Genomic DNA, 14,960 nt, shown 5'->3' on the forward strand with positions numbered 1-14,960 from the left:
GTGCCTGATGGCAAATTGTTCGTAATAGTAATGAAATTTAACCGCCATGACCACCGCCCGGGCCGGCCGCGTCAGACTGAAGTTGCCGTGTTATCAAACACATCCCAGCGGGGCGGGTCGCCGAAGTAGCCGTCGATAAAGTCAAGAAAACAGGTGACCTTGCTGGCCTGCAGTTTGCGATGGGCATAGACCGCATACAGCCCCATGGGAGCCGGTTCGTACTCAGGCAGCAGGATCTGCAACCGGCCGTCGGCGATGGCCTCACCGGCGATAAAGGTGGGCTGAATGGTGATGCCGGCGCCGGCAATGGCGGCCTTTACCAGCATCTCTCCGTTGTTGCTGATCAAGCTTCCGCTCTGTTCCCGCCCTTCGGCCTCGAGCCATTCATGTAATTGCGGCAGGCTGGCACCGTCTTCCATGTAGTGATAGCGCAGATAGCGGTGCCCCTTCAGATCTGCCGGTTGGCGGGGGGTACCGTGGCGGGCCAGGTAGGCGGGGGAAGCGCACACCACCAGCCGGACGGGGGCAATGCGCCGGGCGATAAGCGACGAGCTTTTCAGGTGGCCAATACGCAGGGCGATATCAAAGCCTTCTTCCACGATGTCCACCTTGCGGTCGTTCAGTTGCAGGTCAACCCCCACGGCCGGAAACGCACCTTGAAAATCGCACAAGAGCGGGGCCAGGTGCAGGGTAGCAAAAGAGACCGGCGCACTGATGCGTAATTGCCCCTGTGCACTTTGCTGCAGGTTACCCAGCTGGTTTTCCATGTCGTCGATATCATCCAGGATCTGCTGGGCATGCTGCACAAAGCGCGTGCCGGCTTCGGTCAGGTGCACTCTGCGGGTGGTGCGGTTGAGCAGGCGCACGCCCAGCCGCTCTTCCAGCCGGGACACCTGTTTGCTGATCTGTTGGGGGGAGGTGTTCAACCGCCGGGCGGCGTGGGTAAAACCGCCTTCGGTGGTGACGGCAACAAAGGCACGCATGGCGTCGATACGATCCATAGCAGGGCTCCGCAAAAGTGACAGAATTATATTATCAACAATACGTTGATAATTACTCAATGAAGTCGCTGTTTTTGTTTTTATTCGATGAGATTAAGCTGGTTTCACTTTCCGGCAAGGCAACCGGTTCCACGCATCACATCGATTTACGAGGGCAATATCATGGCTTCACAATTTGTACGTAACCTGCTTGATTCCAACGGTGGTTATGCCGCCCTGGCGCTGCGCCTGCCAGTGGGCGCCATCCTGGCGGCCCATGGCGCCCAGAAACTGTTCGGCTGGTTTGGCGGCTACGGACTGGACGGCACCGGCCAGTGGATGGCCAGCATTGGCCTGGCGCCGGGCTACCTGATGGCGCTGCTGGCCGGCAGTGCCGAATTCTTTGGCGGCCTGGCGCTGGTGTTGGGGCTGCTGACCCGTCCGGCGGCCCTGGTGTCGGCCTTTACCATGCTGGTGGCCATCTTCAGTGTTCACATTGGCAACGGCCTGTTCATGTCGAACAACGGTTACGAATATGCGCTCGCGCTCTTTGCCGCCACCCTGGCCCTGGGCATTCAGGGGGCCGGCCACTTCTCCCTGGACCAGCGCCTGCAGGCGACCCTGGGCAAGGTCCGGAGTTCCGCAGCCTGAGGCCGGCCCTCCGGCCTGCCATGATGACTGTATCTATCCTGGGAGAAACCAGCATGAGCAAGACGACTGATATTCTTTTTATTTCCCATGGCGGTGGCCCCATGCCGCTGCTGGGAGACCCGGATCATCAGGAAATGGTGAATACCCTGCAGGCCCTGGCCGGCAAACTGGAAAGGCCGTCGGCCATTCTGGTGATCAGCGCCCACTGGGAGGCCCGGGTGCCGACCGTCACCTCCGGGGCCACCCCTGGCCTGATCTACGATTATTACGGTTTTCCGCCCGAGTCCTATTCCATCCGTTATCCCTGTCCTGGCGAGCCAGCACTGGCACACCGGATTTGTCAGGCATTGCAGGAGGCCGGCATTCCGGCCAGCGAGGACGAGCAACGGGGTTATGACCATGGTCTCTTTGTGCCCCTCAAGCTGATGTATCCGGAGGCGGACATTCCCTGTGTGCAGTTGTCACTGGTGGACAGTCTCGATGCCAGAACCCATGTTGCCATTGGCCGGGCCTTGCGGTCACTGGACGAGGATAACCTGCTGGTGATCGGATCCGGCTTTTCGTTTCACAATATGCGCGCGTTTTTTGCGCCGGAAACACCGGAGATCCGTGCCAGTAACCTGGCCTTTGAAGACTGGCTGGAAGACACCTGCTCAAATCAGAACATGGACGAAAGCGAGCGCTGCCGCCGTCTGATTGACTGGGAACAGGCTCCCCATGCCCGCTTTTGCCATCCCCGGGAGGAGCACCTGTTGCCGCTGCATGTCTGTTATGGCCTGGCCGGCAAGGCCAGCGACGAGCATCTTTCCGCCACCATACTGCGAAAGCGCTCGGGCATGTTTTACTGGCAGAGAAAAATGGATTGAGGTGGGAGGAAAAACAGCCCTTAAATGCGTTTCAGGTATGAAGGTGCGTAACAAAGGCACTCTATCATCAAAATCTGGGTCACAGTAAAGGGGCCTGGCACTGTGGCTGCTATGCTTGGCTTATGGTCGCACTGGCGTATAATGTGTGGCTCAGTAAACAGGTAAATTACATGATTTTTTAACCTGTTGATTATTAAGAGGTTTGTTGTGATAGAGATACTGACCGCTGCGAGTCTCTCGCTATGCTTAACCGGCATCAAACAGGATGCCCACCAGCTGATCAAGGTGGGTAATCGGGTTGTGGGTGCGGCAGATTCTTCCATGCAGACAGCCTCACCCGCAGTGTCTGCTCAGCAGGCGCTGGCCGATGACGTCGTTAACGCCGCCGGCGCCCTTCAATCAAACCTTTCTGTGCTGGCTGCAAGAGTAGCTGATATGGACGATATAGATGAGTCCGAACTTGATGCCGCACTCAAGCTGGTGTCCAGCGCTGCTTTGCAGTTTGCCGGCCAGGTTGAATACATACAGACCGAGCTGGAGCTAAACGCCTCTCCTGAGGCGAGCATGGCGGATACGACCGTGCTGAACTCGATTATAAGAGTGCGTAATCAGTTTGAAGACCTCTATGTGGTGCTCAAACAATTCAGGGAAGATGACCCTTTAGAGTCTGGCGCATTTTTTGCCAGCAAAGACCAGGCGTTGGCGGTGTCTGTAAAAGGGTTGATGGCCTTGGGCTTGAGTGGCGATGAAGCCAGAGAGCTGGTCCACTAAGCTGCATGTCTGCCAGCATTGTTTTGCCTTCTGTTGAACTGCACGTTTCCCTGATTGAAGCGCTTGGCCAGGAAGAAGCCGAGCGCCTGAAAAGTCTCTTTTTTGCCTACAAGGCAGATCACCGGCCAGAAACCTTTGGCAGAGACGTCCCCTTTGACTGGCCTGCTCATGTTGCCCAATCTGAACTCCGGCATATTCATCTGCTTTCCGATGAGCAGATTACGCGCTACAAACGATTGGGTATTCGCAGGCAAATTAAACAGACCAGTGATATGTTTCTGGTTTACGTCCAGCATCTGACCCAACGACATCGCTATTTATTGATAGCTGTTATCCCCGAGCCGGCTCATGAGCGTTGTCGTCGTCAGCTGACCAGACTGCCGGGCTATGCCGATATTGCCGAAGCGTTTCATTCTTCCTGACGATATTCAGACGCAGAGCAAGAAAAAGCCCCTCACTGAACGGGGCTTGGAAGAGAGCTATCAGGCCAGTGCCTGCTCAACAATGGCGTCGGTCAGATGCACCTGGGTTTGCTGTGACTGCTGGAGCTTGTGCTTAAGCTGATCGCAGAGGGCCATCAGTTCATCAACTTTTTGGCATATACTCTTCTGCTCTAAAACTGGCGCTATAGGGCAAATGAGATGAACCAGCTTACCTTGATAGATTGCACAAACATTCGTTGTGCTTGATTTTATAGATTCCAGTAGATCTTTACCTGATGTGGATCTAAACCAGAAGTCAATGAAATAAGGTGAAATTTTTGAGAGTCTAACTCTTAATATATTATTGTTATAAATTACGTCATCTTCTGGTGAGTTATTAAAGACGCAGGTTTTACCCACAAGCTCTCTACTGTTTCTCGTGTTAAATAAAAAGTCACCCTTGGTTAGCTTGTATTTTTCTTTCTCTAGCTCACTGGCATCTACACGAGTTATATCTTTCCACTCGATGCCACCATTGTTCCCTATGTTGTTCATTTTGAAATACGCAAATTTTTGGTCTGGTGATTGCTCTGCTTTGGGTCGATCCAAACCAGTTTCTGCGCTAGTTATAATGAAACCAAACTTGACCCACTCCCAACCTTCCGGCAGTTCAAACGGCTCTTCATCTTCACTGATTTCCGGCAGTGGCTTTTGCTTTTTGATCTTTTTCTCTTTAACCAGTCTGTCTTTTTCTGCCGCTATACGCTTCAAGAGCACGGCGGCGGGTTCGTCGTTCGGGTTCTGGCGCACCAGCTTACCCATAACGGCCAGTTGCAGTATGGTCTGCTTGAGGGCGTCTATGCTTTGCTCGGTGGTGAACAGGGTGTCGAAATGCCCGGCGATTCTGCCCCAATTCTGCTGCAACTCGTCGGCATCGGCGCTGTTGGGCAGGGTAGACAGCAGGGTATCGACCAGGGTGGAATGAGCCTCAATGCTGGATTCGGTCTGCTGCTCCAGCTGATCGCAGAGGGCCATTAGTTCATCGACTTTCTCGACAATGCGTTGTTGCTCCTTTAATGGCGGGAGCGGAACAACTAATGAATTAACAGCACTTGTGCTAAGTTCGACCTGCTTTGTGGATCCTGATACAAGAGACTTTTCATCAGTCGGCTCAATTCTTTTTTGAACTGAATGCGAGGAAATGTAAGTGTTTAAGAACAGGCTGCTAGTAAGAAGTGGCCGGATTACAGTGACGTGAGAGTCTGCAACCAGAGAGTTTGGCTTTATGTTAGATAATACGTTGATTCTTCCTACAGTTCCCGTTCCTGTAGAATTCCACAGAAGATCTTTCTCCTGTAAGAATCTTTCCGGTTGGTATTTGTCTAAGCTACTATCGCTAATATAGCGAGCAGGCTCAATATCAAACCCTTTCCATTGAACACATTTTTGTGAAATGACTCTAACCTGGCCACTATCAGAATAGTTTGGCCCTTTTCCTCGTTGGACGTAACTGGTTATGGTTTGTAGATGTGTCCACTCCCACCCTTCAGGCAGCTCAAAAGGCTTTTCCTCATCACTGATAGACGGCAGTGCCTTGGACTTTTTGATTTTTCCCTGCTTAATCAGCTCGGCCTTTTCGGCGGCGATACGTTCCAGCAATACGGAGGCCGGTTCATCGTTTGGGTCTTGCGGCACCAGTTTGCCGCGCACGGCCAGCTCCAGGATTAGCTCCCGCAGCTTTTTGATGCCATACAGCTCATGCTTGTTGCTGCTGCCACGGCCGGCAGTGGATTTGGCCTGAATGGCTCCAGTCCAGGTGGCAATGTTCTCGGTGATAAGTGTTTGCGCCCGGCTCATGCGTTGCTCTCCTCGGCGTTTTTCTCGGCCACTGCTTCAGGCTCGTCGGCGTCGCTCAGCAGGGCGTTGCCCAGCACAGTTTTAAGCTGATTACGCAGCTTTTGAATGCTTTGCTGCTGCTCGGAAAAGGCGGCCAGCAGCTCGTCGGGATCGTGGCTTACTGTTTCGCCTACATGGGGGTTTTTGATGTCGAGGTTGAAGTTGCGGGCAATCACTTCATCAATGCCCACCTTCCAGGCGTACTCGTTCTCCACACGGGCGGCAAAGCCGTCAGCCTCGTTGCCCCACCAGTCGATTTCGGCCTGAAACTCCTCAAACTTCATCGGTCGGGTTTTGCTGTAGTTCTTCACACCGGCCGGGTAGGGGTGCTCGTAGAACCAGATGTCTTTAGTGGGCTTGCCCTTGGTAAAGAACAGCAGGTTGGTCTTGATGCCGGTATAGGGGTTGAACACGCCGTTGGGCAGCCGGACTATGGTGTGCAGGTTGCATTCTTCGGTGAGCAGCTTCTTGATCTTGGTTTTTACGCCTTCGCCAAACAGGGTGCCATCGGGCAGCACCACGGCGGCCCGTCCGTTCTCGGCCAGCAGCTCGATGATCAGTTGCAGGAACAGATCGGCGGTTTCGCGGGTTTGCAGCTCGGACGGAAAGTTCTTCTCGATGCCGTGCTCTTCAGTGCCGCCAAAGGGCGGGTTGGTCACAATCACATCGATGTCGCTGTCCCAGCTCGACAGCGGCCGGTTCAGGGTGTTGTCGTGGCGGATCTGCACCGGCACTTCAATGCCATGCAGCATCATGTTGGTGGTGCACAGCAGGTGCGGCAGCTGCTTTTTCTCCACACCCAGGATCTGCTGTTGCAGCACCTGATGGTCATCGGCGTTCTTTACATAGTGGTTCTTTACATGGTCAAAGGAGCAGGCCAGAAAGCCGCCGGTGCCACAGGCCGGATCCATAATGCGCTCACCCAGCCTGGGGTCAACACGGTTAACCATAAAGCGGGTGACGGCACGGGGGGTATAGAACTCACCGGCGTTACCGGCACTTTGCAGATCGCGCAGCAGTTGCTCGTAGATGTCGCCGAACAGATGACGCTCGCTGGAGCTGGTGAAATCGATTTCGTTGAGCTTGTTGATCACCTGGCGCAGCAGGGTGCCGTTCTTCATGTAGTTGTAGGCATCGCTCAGGCCTTCGCGCACCACAAAGCCACGGGGGTTCTTGTCGATGGGGGCGGTCATGTTCTTGAGCTTAAAGAACAGCTCGTCGTTCACAAACTCCAGCAGTTCGTCACCGGTCATGCCTTCCGGGTCTGCCGCCCAGTTGCGCCACAGAAACTTTTCCGGAATGGGGGACTGATAATCGTCCAGTTCAAATTCCAGCGCCTCTTCCTGGGCGTCGAACACCTTCAGGAACAGCAGCCAGGACAATTGCCCCAGACGCTGGGCATCGCCATCCACACCGGCGTCCTGACGCATGATGTCCTGAATGGATTTGATAATGGAGCTGATCGACATGATGTTTCTCTTTTTGGTATTAGGCTGTGTAAATAGGACTACGGCAAATCAGGCCTGTTTTTTGGGGGCCAGCTGGTAGATTTCGGCTTCCAGCTCGCTGATGGCCTGCTGATAGTTCTGTTTGCTGCCAAAGCCCTTTTTGACGATTTCCATGGGGTTGCCGAGCCGGTCAAGGGGCTGCACCTTGAGCACATTCATGCTTTCTATTTCCTGCACACCGGCATCAGCATACTTGTCCAGCAGCGCATTCAGCACGGTTTGAGCGGTCTCGGAATACCTGGTGAAGTAGTTGCGCTTTCTTACCTCGTTGGCCCGTTCACGACGGGTGAGCGGGGGCTGATCATAAACCACATGGCAGATGAGGTCGAAGGGATCGAGATCCTTGCCCACTTCCTGCTCCAGCACTTCCCAGATAATGCCCTCGTTGGCCAGCTCGTCGATGATAGCCTGCTTGCGCTCGGCATCATTCCAGCGTTTGATGAAGTCGTCCAGGCTGGCAAACTGCCGGGCAAAGGTCTTGCGGGTGTAATCCTGAAAGGACTCGGTGACCAGCTTGCCGTCGGCATCGTAATACTGCACCCGCTGGGCAATGGTCTTGACGGTCACGCCGTTAACGTGAAATTTTCTGACCCTGTGCTCGTCATCGTCGTCACCGCCCAAGGGGCCGTGGTCGCCGTCTTCGGCAGACGGAAATTCATAGTCCGCATCCGGCTCACCAATAGTCAGTCCATCCTCTCCAGTGGCGTCCAGCTCCTCCTGAGACTCACCATCAATGATCTCATCAAGCGTCTCGTCGTCTTCATTGATTTGCTCAGGCGTTACCGTCATCACCCGCTCGGGAATGCCGTCGAAGCGCTCGTCGGCGAACAACTCGGTGGCCTTCTTGAAGTCGAGAATGGTAAACCACAGCTTGCCGTATTTATCGTTAATGCGGGTGCCGCGTCCGATGATCTGCTTGAACTTGGTCATGGACTGAATGTTCTGATCCAGCACCACGAACTTGCAGGTCTGGGCATCCACGCCGGTGGTCATCAGCTCTGAGGTAGTGGCAATCACCGGATAGGCTTTTTTGGGGTTGATGAAGTTATCGAGCTGCGCCTTGCCCAGTTCATCATCACCGGTGATTTTCATCACATACTTGTCGTTCTTCAGCACCTGCTCAGGGTTGCAGTTCACCAGCGCCTGCCGCATGCGCTCGGCATGGTCGATGTCGTTGCAGAAGACGATGGTCTTGGCCATGGGATCGGTGCGCTTGAGGTAGTTGGTAATGGTTTCCGCCACCAGCTGGGTGCGCTCGTCGATGACCATGGTGCGGTCAAAGTCTTTCTGGTTGTAGATGCGGTCGTCAATCAGCTCGCCGCTCTTGTCGGTCTGCCCCTTAGTGGGACGCCAGCCTTGCAGGTCGATGTCGATATCAACCCGCACCACCTTGTAGGGGGCGAGAAAGCCGTCTTCAATGCCTTCCTTGAGGGAGTAGGTATAGACGGGATCGCCAAAGTAATCGGAGTTGGATACCTCGTCGGTTTCCTTGGGCGTGGCGGTCAGTCCCACCTGAGTGGCACTGCTGAAGTATTCGAGTATTTCCCGCCAGGCGCTGTCTTCGGCGGCGCTGCCTCGGTGGCACTCGTCAATCACAATCAGGTCAAAGAAGTCGGGAGCCACCTGCTTGTAGGCTTTTTGCTGCTCTTCCGGGCCGGTTAACGCCTGATACAGCGCCAGGTGAATTTCAAAGGCGGGATCAACCTTGCGGCCTTCCACCTTGGTCATCGCAGAGCCAAAGGGCTGGAAGTCGTTGATGCGGGTCTGATCCACCAGAATGTTACGGTCAGCCAGAAACAGGATGCGCTTCTTGCTGCGCGCCTTCCACAGTCGCCAGATGATCTGAAAAGCGGTGTAGGTTTTGCCGGTGCCGGTGGCCATCACCAGCAGAATGCGCTTCTGCCCGGCAGAGATGGCTTCAATGGTCTTGTTGATGGCCTGCAGCTGATAGTAGCGGGGCATTTTGCCACTGCCGTCATCATGATAGGGCTGGGTAATGATGGGCAGCTGCGCCTGAGTGTAGCCCTTCCAGGTGCAGTATTTGTCCCAGAGCTGAGCCGGGGTAGGGAAGTCGTCGAGGCTGATCTGGGTTTCCAGTGCCGCCGGGTTGGTTTTGTCGTGAAAGACGAAGCCGTCACCGTTGGAGGCGAACACAAACGGCACTTCCAGCAAACCGGCATAGTCCAGCGCCTGCTGCATGCCCTTGGCAATGTCGTGCTTGTTGGCCTTGGCCTCAATCACCGCCAGAGGCAGGTTGGGCTTGTGATAAAGCACAATGTCGGCGGATTTCACCTTCTTCCGCGCCGCCATCTGGCCGCGCACAATCACCTTGCCATCGCGCAGCTTCACTTCCTGGCGGATCTGAGTCATGTCGTCCCAGCCGGCATCCTTCACCGAAGGCAGGATAAACTTGCTGATGATGTCGGTTTCAGTAAGCACTGACTTATTTATTTTTGTCATGGCTGCGCTGTCCCGTGTCACAGTCTTTTGGCCATTCTGGCACAGGGGGAGTGCCATTTGAATTATTAGTAACCAGACTGCGTAGCTTACTGAGCTTACTGAGCTTACTGAATCTACATAGGCTGCTCAGCTTCAATAGTATCCGCAGGCTATTGAGTCTGTGCAGCTTGCTTAGCCTCAGCAGGCTGTGCAGGTTATTGAGGCTATGCAGCCTCCGTAGGCTAATGAAAATCCGGTGCTTGCAGCAGGTCCGGCACAGAAAGGCAAAAGCCACCGCCAGTCATTGAGTGCTGGAAAAATTTGAGGAAGAGATTAGAGTGAAATTACTGCCCCTGAAGTGCGTTTCAGGTATGACAGTAGGTGTGACAGTAAGCGAGTTTTTGGTAGTTTTTCAGGAAGTGCTAATAAATAGATAAGTCATTGATTTAATCAACAAAAAGGCCCCTTGCGGGGCCTTTCCAATCGATTGGTGGAGCTGGCGGGAGTTGAACCCGCGTCCGAAAAACCTACGTCGTCGGTACTACATGCTTAGTCAGTCATTAAATTCGCCAGCTGCTGCGGACTGACACGCCACAGACAGACTATCCTGAATTGGTTTTAACGCTTCAACCGTCAGGCACGGCATCCACGCGATCCTGTGAAGGATGACCTTCCGATTCCCTAAGTCACAGGCAAGCTAGGGCAGAAGGGCTCTCTACAGGTTATTAAGCTGCGAGTGCGTAGTTTTCGTCGTTTGCGACTATTTTTTTGCGATTGTTTAACGAGGCCTATCGCACCTCGGCATGCACCTTGGAGTTCGAGAATCTCGTCGAATCCTGAATCAGCCCCAAGCTGTAAACTGATCTTATTTCAAACAATGCTGAAATACAAGCCCTAACTCAGCGGCCCTTGTGTTTCATCATGCGCGCTTTTTCCCGCTGCCAGTCTCGTTCCTTCACGTCCTGACGCTTGTCGTGGGCTTTCTTGCCCTTTACCAGGCCGATCTCGGCCTTGACCCAGGACTTGGACCAGTACAGGGACAGCGGCACCAGGGTGTAGCCTTCCCGTTCGATAAGGCCAGTGAGCCGGTCCAGCTGACGCTTGTGCAGCAGCAACTTGCGGGTACGCAAGGGATCACAGACCACATGGGTAGAGGCCATGTTGAGCGGGGTAATGGTGGCGGCAAACAGAAAGGCCTCACCGTTTCGCATGAACACGTAAGCCTCGCCGATGTTGACCTTGCCGGCCCGCAGCGATTTGACTTCCCATCCTTGCAACTCGACACCGGCTTCGAATTTTTCCTCAATGGAGTATTCGTGCCGTGCCTTGCGGTTAACGGCAATGGTGTTGGAGCCGGATTTCTTTTGGGTTTTGTTTTTTGCCATAGTGGCCGCAGTATACGGTGTCCTTTGGTGCTTGGGAATTGGTGAGCAGACGACCGACGGCTTTTTGAGCAATAGTGGAGGGTGAGCCTGGGTCCCATAAGTGTTAAAATCGGCCGGTCAGAATGCCAGGAGAGGTTATGCCGAGTATTACCCGAAGCGCGCTGGTGATGTTCAGTGCCAAGCAGATGTATGAGCTGGTCAACAATGTAGACGACTATCCCCAGTTTTTACCGGGTTGCGTGGCCAGCCGTGTGGTTGATAAGAGCGAAAACAGCATTACTGCGGCGCTGGAGGTGGCCAAGGCCGGCATTCGCAAGACGTTTACCACCCGCAACCGCCTTGAGCAGGATCACAAGATCAACATGGAACTGGTGGACGGTCCCTTCAAGTCGCTGAATGGTGGCTGGACCTTTATTCCCCTTGATGAGGACGCCTGCAAGGTCGAGCTGAAGCTGCACTTCGAGTTCAAGTCACGACTGGTAGAGCTGGCCTTTGGCGGTATCTTCAAGGAGCTCACCAACGCCATGGTGCATGCCTTCAGTGAACGGGCCCGGGAGGTGTACGGCAGTGAATCTTATTCAGGTTGAAGTGGTGTACGCCCTGCCGGCGAAACAGACGGTGCTGACCCTGCGGGTGGCCCCCGATGCCTGCGTACGGGAGATCATTGAGCAGTCCGGCATTTTGCGTCAGTTTCCCGAGATTGACCTGGAGCAGAATGCCGTCGGTATTTTCAGTCGCCAGGTCAAGCTTGATCAGACGGTCTTCGACGGAGACCGTATTGAGATCTACCGTCCGCTGCTGGCGGATCCCAAGGAGATTCGCCGGCGCCGGGCCGAGCAGGCCAAGGAAGAGGGGCGGGCCGACAAGGTGACCGGCGGCCGGCCCGATCCCAAACGCACTCGCCAATAAGCCAATAAAAAGCGGAGCTCCCGGCTCCGCTTTTATGTTGTGCTCAAAGTCCCTGGTAAAACGCCTCGGGAACCTCAAAATCACCGCCAAGGGAGGTCAGGCTGTCGTTGGTAAAGTCCAGCACCAGACGCTTTTGCTCCAGCTCGCCCCGGCCCGGTTTGAAATAATAGAGATACACCCAGCGGTCGTGGTTGAAGCCATCCTGACTCATGGGGTTTCCGAGCAGGTAACGCACCTGCTCCCGGGTCATGCCCTGGCGAAGCTGGGCCACCTGCTTTTCTTCAAGGTAGTTGCCCTGGGGAATATCCACCTTGTACACCAGGTTGCAGCCGGCCAGGGGCAGTGCCAGAAAAAGGGATAAAAACAAGCTTTTGAGTTGCATATGGGATTATGTCCTTTGAGTCCTGCCGGCATCATAACGGCTGCCGGTTTCGATGTAAAAGACAGACCGGCCAGCAGCCATTTGGTTCCGGCGAACAGGCATGGTGATTTGAGGCCGGCTGACTTAGTATGCGGGGTTAATGTACTCGGTTGGGGAGCTCGTTATGACCAAACACGTTTTTCATCTGGGCGTGACCGATAAAGATCTGCAGGGCGCCACGGTGGCGATTGTTCCGGGAGATCCGGAGCGGGTGGAGCGGATCGCGCGCAGTCTTGGCAATCCCAGGCCCCTGGCCAGCAAGCGTGAGTTCACCTCCTGGCTGGGCGAGCTGGATGGCAAGCCGGTGGTGGTGTGCTCTACCGGTATCGGTGGCCCGTCTACCTCTATTGTGGTGGAGGAGCTGGCCCAGCTGGGGGTGCGGACTTTTTTGCGAGTGGGCACCACGGGTGCCATTCAGCCCCAGGTGGCGGTGGGGGATATTATCGTGACCACGGGAGCGGTGCGTCTCGACGGCGCCAGTGGTCATTTTGCTCCCCCGGAGTTTCCGGCGGTGGCGGATTTTGACTGTACCTGTGCCCTGGTAGATGCGGCCCGGGAACAGGGGGTGGCACCTCATGTGGGTATCACGGCCTCGTCGGACACCTTTTACCCGGGGCAGGAGCGCTACGACACCCACTCGGCTCGCGTGCTGCGCCGGTTTCAGGGCAGCATGAAGGAATGGCAGTCGATGGGCGTGCTGAACTACGAGATGGAGTCGGCAACCCTGTTTACCATGTGTGCCAGCCAGGGACTGAAGGCCGGTTGTGTGGCCGGGGTCATTGTCAACCGTACCCAGCAGGAAATGCCCGACGACAGCACCCTGCAGGCGACCGAGCAAAAAGCCATCGATATTGTGGTGAGTGCCGCTCGTCGGCTGGTGTAAAAACAGCCCGTTAGTTAGACGGAAGAGGTTAGACGTTGAACGTAAAACGTCTTCCGTCTTTCATCTCAGCCTTCACATACCAGCAGTTCCCGGGCGTTGGCCAGGGTGTTGTCGGTAATGCGGTTGCCTCCCAGCAAACGGGCCAGCTCATGCAGGCGGTGCTGCTCATCCAGCTCCTGCATACGGGTTTCGGTATTGTCGGTATCGCTGCTCTTGCTGACAAAAAAGTGCTGGTGGCCGTTGCCCGCTACCTGGGGCAGGTGAGTGATCACCAGCACCTGGGTGGACTCGCCGAGGCGGCGCAGCAGTTTGCCCACCACGGCAGCGGTGGGGCCACTGACACCCACGTCCACCTCGTCGAAAATCAGGGTCGGGGTTTCCACTTTCTGGGCGGTGATCACCTGGATCGCCAGGCTGATGCGCGACAGCTCGCCCCCCGAGGCGACCCGGGCCAGGGGGCTCAGGGGCTGGCCCGGGTTGGTGCTGACCAGAAACTCCACCCGGTCAATCCCCAGGGGTGAAAAACCGGCACTGGTATCGGCATTCACCTGTATTTCAAACCGGCCCTTTTCCATGCTGAGCTGATGCAGGCTCTGGGTGATCTGTTTGTTCAGGGCTTGGGCGTAACGCTGGCGACTCTGGCTAAGCCGCTCGGCGGCCTGCACAAAGTCTTCCCGGGCCTGCTCCACTTCTTCATCCAGTCCTTCCAGCCTGTGACTGCTCTGCGCCATGTCGGCCAGCCGGGCCTTGAGCTGCTGATGAAAGCCGAACAGGTCGGCGGCGGGCACATGGTGTTTGCGGGAAAGATCCATCACTCTGGTCATGCGGCTTTCCACCTCGTGCAGGCGCTCCGGATCCAGTTCCAGCCGGTCCAGATAGCGGCCCAGCTCGCTGTGCCCCTCCTCCAGCTGGATCAGGCTGCTTTCCACCATTTCCAATGCCGGGTTCAGCTGCGAGTCCATGGTGACCAGCTCGCTCAGGGTCTTCAGCCCCTGGCGCAGCAGTTGCAAAGCATTGGTTTCGTCGTTATCACCCAGTATGTTGAGCGCCAACTGGCAGTCGTGCACCAGCTCGGCACCGTTCGAGAGCCGTTTGTGCTCGGCTTCCAGCTCGGGGAATTCGTCCTGGCTCAGATTGAGCTCGTCAAGCTCGGCCACCTGGTATTCCAGCAGCTGGCGTTCGGCCTGCCATTTTTCCTGCTCGGCCTGCAGTTGCTTGCGTTCGTTGCTCAGCTGGCGCCAGTGCTGATAATGCTGGCTGGTTTGGCCCAGCAACTGGTGGTGGCCGGCATAGGCATCGAGCAGGGCGCGCTGGTGATCGGGTTTTTGCAGCTCCTGGTGGGCATGCTGGCCATGAATGTTGACCAGCAGCGCCCCCAGGGCCTTGAGTTGCGACAGGGGAACCGGGGTGCCGTTAATGTAGCCCCGTGAGCGGCCTTCCCGGCTCAGGGTACGGCGCAGTATGCATTCATCCTGCTCGTCCAGCTCCTGCTCGCACAGCCAGGCCTTGACCCTGGGCAGTTTGTCGATGCGAAAGCGGGCGCTGATGTCGGCCTTGTCGGCACCGGGGCGCACCGAGTCGGCATCGGCTCGTTCGCCCAGGGCCAGTGCCAGGGCATCAATGGCGATGGATTTGCCGGCGCCGGTTTCGCCGGTAATGCTGGTCATGCCCCGGCGCAGGTCCAGCTCAAGAAAGGAAACGATGGCAAAATTGCTGATGGTGAGCTGAAGCAACATGGTGATTCCCCGCAACAAAAAACAATGCTGTATGGGAATACAGTATACTGTTGTTTTATACAGTGCAAGATGGGCGTGAGAGGAAAGACGTAA

General features: G+C 55.6%; 14 protein-coding genes and 1 other RNA gene. 7 read left to right on the forward strand and 8 right to left on the reverse strand.

Annotated elements, in window-relative coordinates:
* Positions 1-71 precede the first annotated feature (71 nt).
* Positions 72-1,001, reverse strand: a complete 930-nt coding sequence (locus GU3_RS07410; protein ID WP_014291908.1) for a LysR family transcriptional regulator — start codon at positions 999-1,001, stop codon at positions 72-74.
* Between the two features lie 162 nt (positions 1,002-1,163).
* On the opposite strand from GU3_RS07410, the gene GU3_RS07415 reads away from it, so the two are divergent.
* From GU3_RS07415 to GU3_RS16710, 4 genes are all read left to right on the forward strand, one after another.
* A complete protein-coding gene (locus GU3_RS07415) occupies positions 1,164-1,631 on the forward strand; it encodes a DoxX family protein (RefSeq protein ID WP_014291909.1) in 468 nt (155 codons plus the stop codon).
* A 53-nt stretch (positions 1,632-1,684) separates the two neighbouring features.
* Complete coding sequence (locus GU3_RS07420) at positions 1,685-2,497, forward strand: class III extradiol ring-cleavage dioxygenase (RefSeq protein WP_014291910.1); 813 nt, start codon at positions 1,685-1,687, stop codon at positions 2,495-2,497.
* A 207-nt stretch (positions 2,498-2,704) separates the two neighbouring features.
* Positions 2,705-3,268 carry a hypothetical protein gene (locus GU3_RS07425; RefSeq protein ID WP_148265868.1) on the forward strand — a complete coding sequence of 188 codons (564 nt, stop codon included), beginning with the start codon at positions 2,705-2,707 and terminating at the stop codon, positions 3,266-3,268.
* A gap of 5 nt (positions 3,269-3,273) precedes the next feature.
* Entirely contained in the window at positions 3,274-3,690 is a 417-nt protein-coding gene (locus tag GU3_RS16710; RefSeq protein WP_083829445.1) for a type II toxin-antitoxin system YafO family toxin, read from the forward strand.
* 60 nt (positions 3,691-3,750) lie between these two features.
* Here GU3_RS16710 and GU3_RS07435 read toward each other — a convergent pair whose 3' ends face one another.
* From GU3_RS07435 to smpB, 5 genes are all read right to left on the reverse strand, one after another.
* On the reverse strand, positions 3,751-5,547 hold the full coding sequence (locus tag GU3_RS07435; RefSeq protein WP_014291913.1) for a restriction endonuclease subunit S: 1,797 nt from the start codon (positions 5,545-5,547) through the stop codon (positions 3,751-3,753).
* A complete protein-coding gene (locus GU3_RS07440) occupies positions 5,544-7,055 on the reverse strand; it encodes an N-6 DNA methylase (RefSeq protein WP_014291914.1) in 1,512 nt (503 codons plus the stop codon). Before GU3_RS07440 ends, GU3_RS07435 begins: the two co-directional genes overlap by 4 nt.
* A 48-nt stretch (positions 7,056-7,103) precedes the next feature.
* A complete protein-coding gene (gene hsdR / locus GU3_RS07445) occupies positions 7,104-9,554 on the reverse strand; it encodes an EcoAI/FtnUII family type I restriction enzme subunit R (protein WP_041543026.1) in 2,451 nt (816 codons plus the stop codon).
* Between the two features lie 467 nt (positions 9,555-10,021).
* Positions 10,022-10,382: a transfer-messenger RNA gene (gene ssrA / locus GU3_RS16715) on the reverse strand.
* A 50-nt stretch (positions 10,383-10,432) separates the two neighbouring features.
* Entirely contained in the window at positions 10,433-10,918 is a 486-nt protein-coding gene (smpB, locus tag GU3_RS07450) for an SsrA-binding protein SmpB (protein WP_014291916.1), read from the reverse strand.
* Positions 10,919-11,055: 137 nt separating this feature from the next.
* Between smpB and GU3_RS07455 the strand changes: the two genes are divergently transcribed.
* Entirely contained in the window at positions 11,056-11,505 is a 450-nt protein-coding gene (locus tag GU3_RS07455) for an SRPBCC family protein (protein WP_014291917.1), read from the forward strand.
* Positions 11,450-11,827, forward strand: a complete 378-nt coding sequence (locus GU3_RS07460; RefSeq protein WP_050899361.1) for an RnfH family protein — start codon at positions 11,450-11,452, stop codon at positions 11,825-11,827. Before GU3_RS07455 ends, GU3_RS07460 begins: the two co-directional genes overlap by 56 nt.
* A gap of 43 nt (positions 11,828-11,870) precedes the next feature.
* On the opposite strand, the gene GU3_RS07465 is transcribed toward GU3_RS07460, so the two are convergent.
* Positions 11,871-12,209 (reverse strand): outer membrane protein assembly factor BamE, encoded by a 339-nt coding sequence (locus GU3_RS07465; RefSeq protein WP_014291919.1) that lies wholly within the window; start codon positions 12,207-12,209, stop codon positions 11,871-11,873.
* Positions 12,210-12,372: 163 nt separating this feature from the next.
* Between GU3_RS07465 and udp the strand changes: the two genes are divergently transcribed.
* Positions 12,373-13,131, forward strand: coding sequence for a uridine phosphorylase (gene udp, locus GU3_RS07470; RefSeq protein ID WP_014291920.1), 759 nt, complete (start codon positions 12,373-12,375; stop codon positions 13,129-13,131).
* 65 nt (positions 13,132-13,196) lie between these two features.
* Here the strand turns inward: udp and recN are convergent, their stop codons facing one another.
* Positions 13,197-14,867 (reverse strand): DNA repair protein RecN, encoded by a 1,671-nt coding sequence (gene recN, locus GU3_RS07475; RefSeq protein ID WP_014291921.1) that lies wholly within the window; start codon positions 14,865-14,867, stop codon positions 13,197-13,199.
* Between the last annotated feature and the right edge of the window lie 93 nt (positions 14,868-14,960).

It is taken from the genome of Oceanimonas sp. GK1 (assembly GCF_000243075.1).
GTDB lineage: Bacteria > Pseudomonadota > Gammaproteobacteria > Enterobacterales > Aeromonadaceae > Oceanimonas.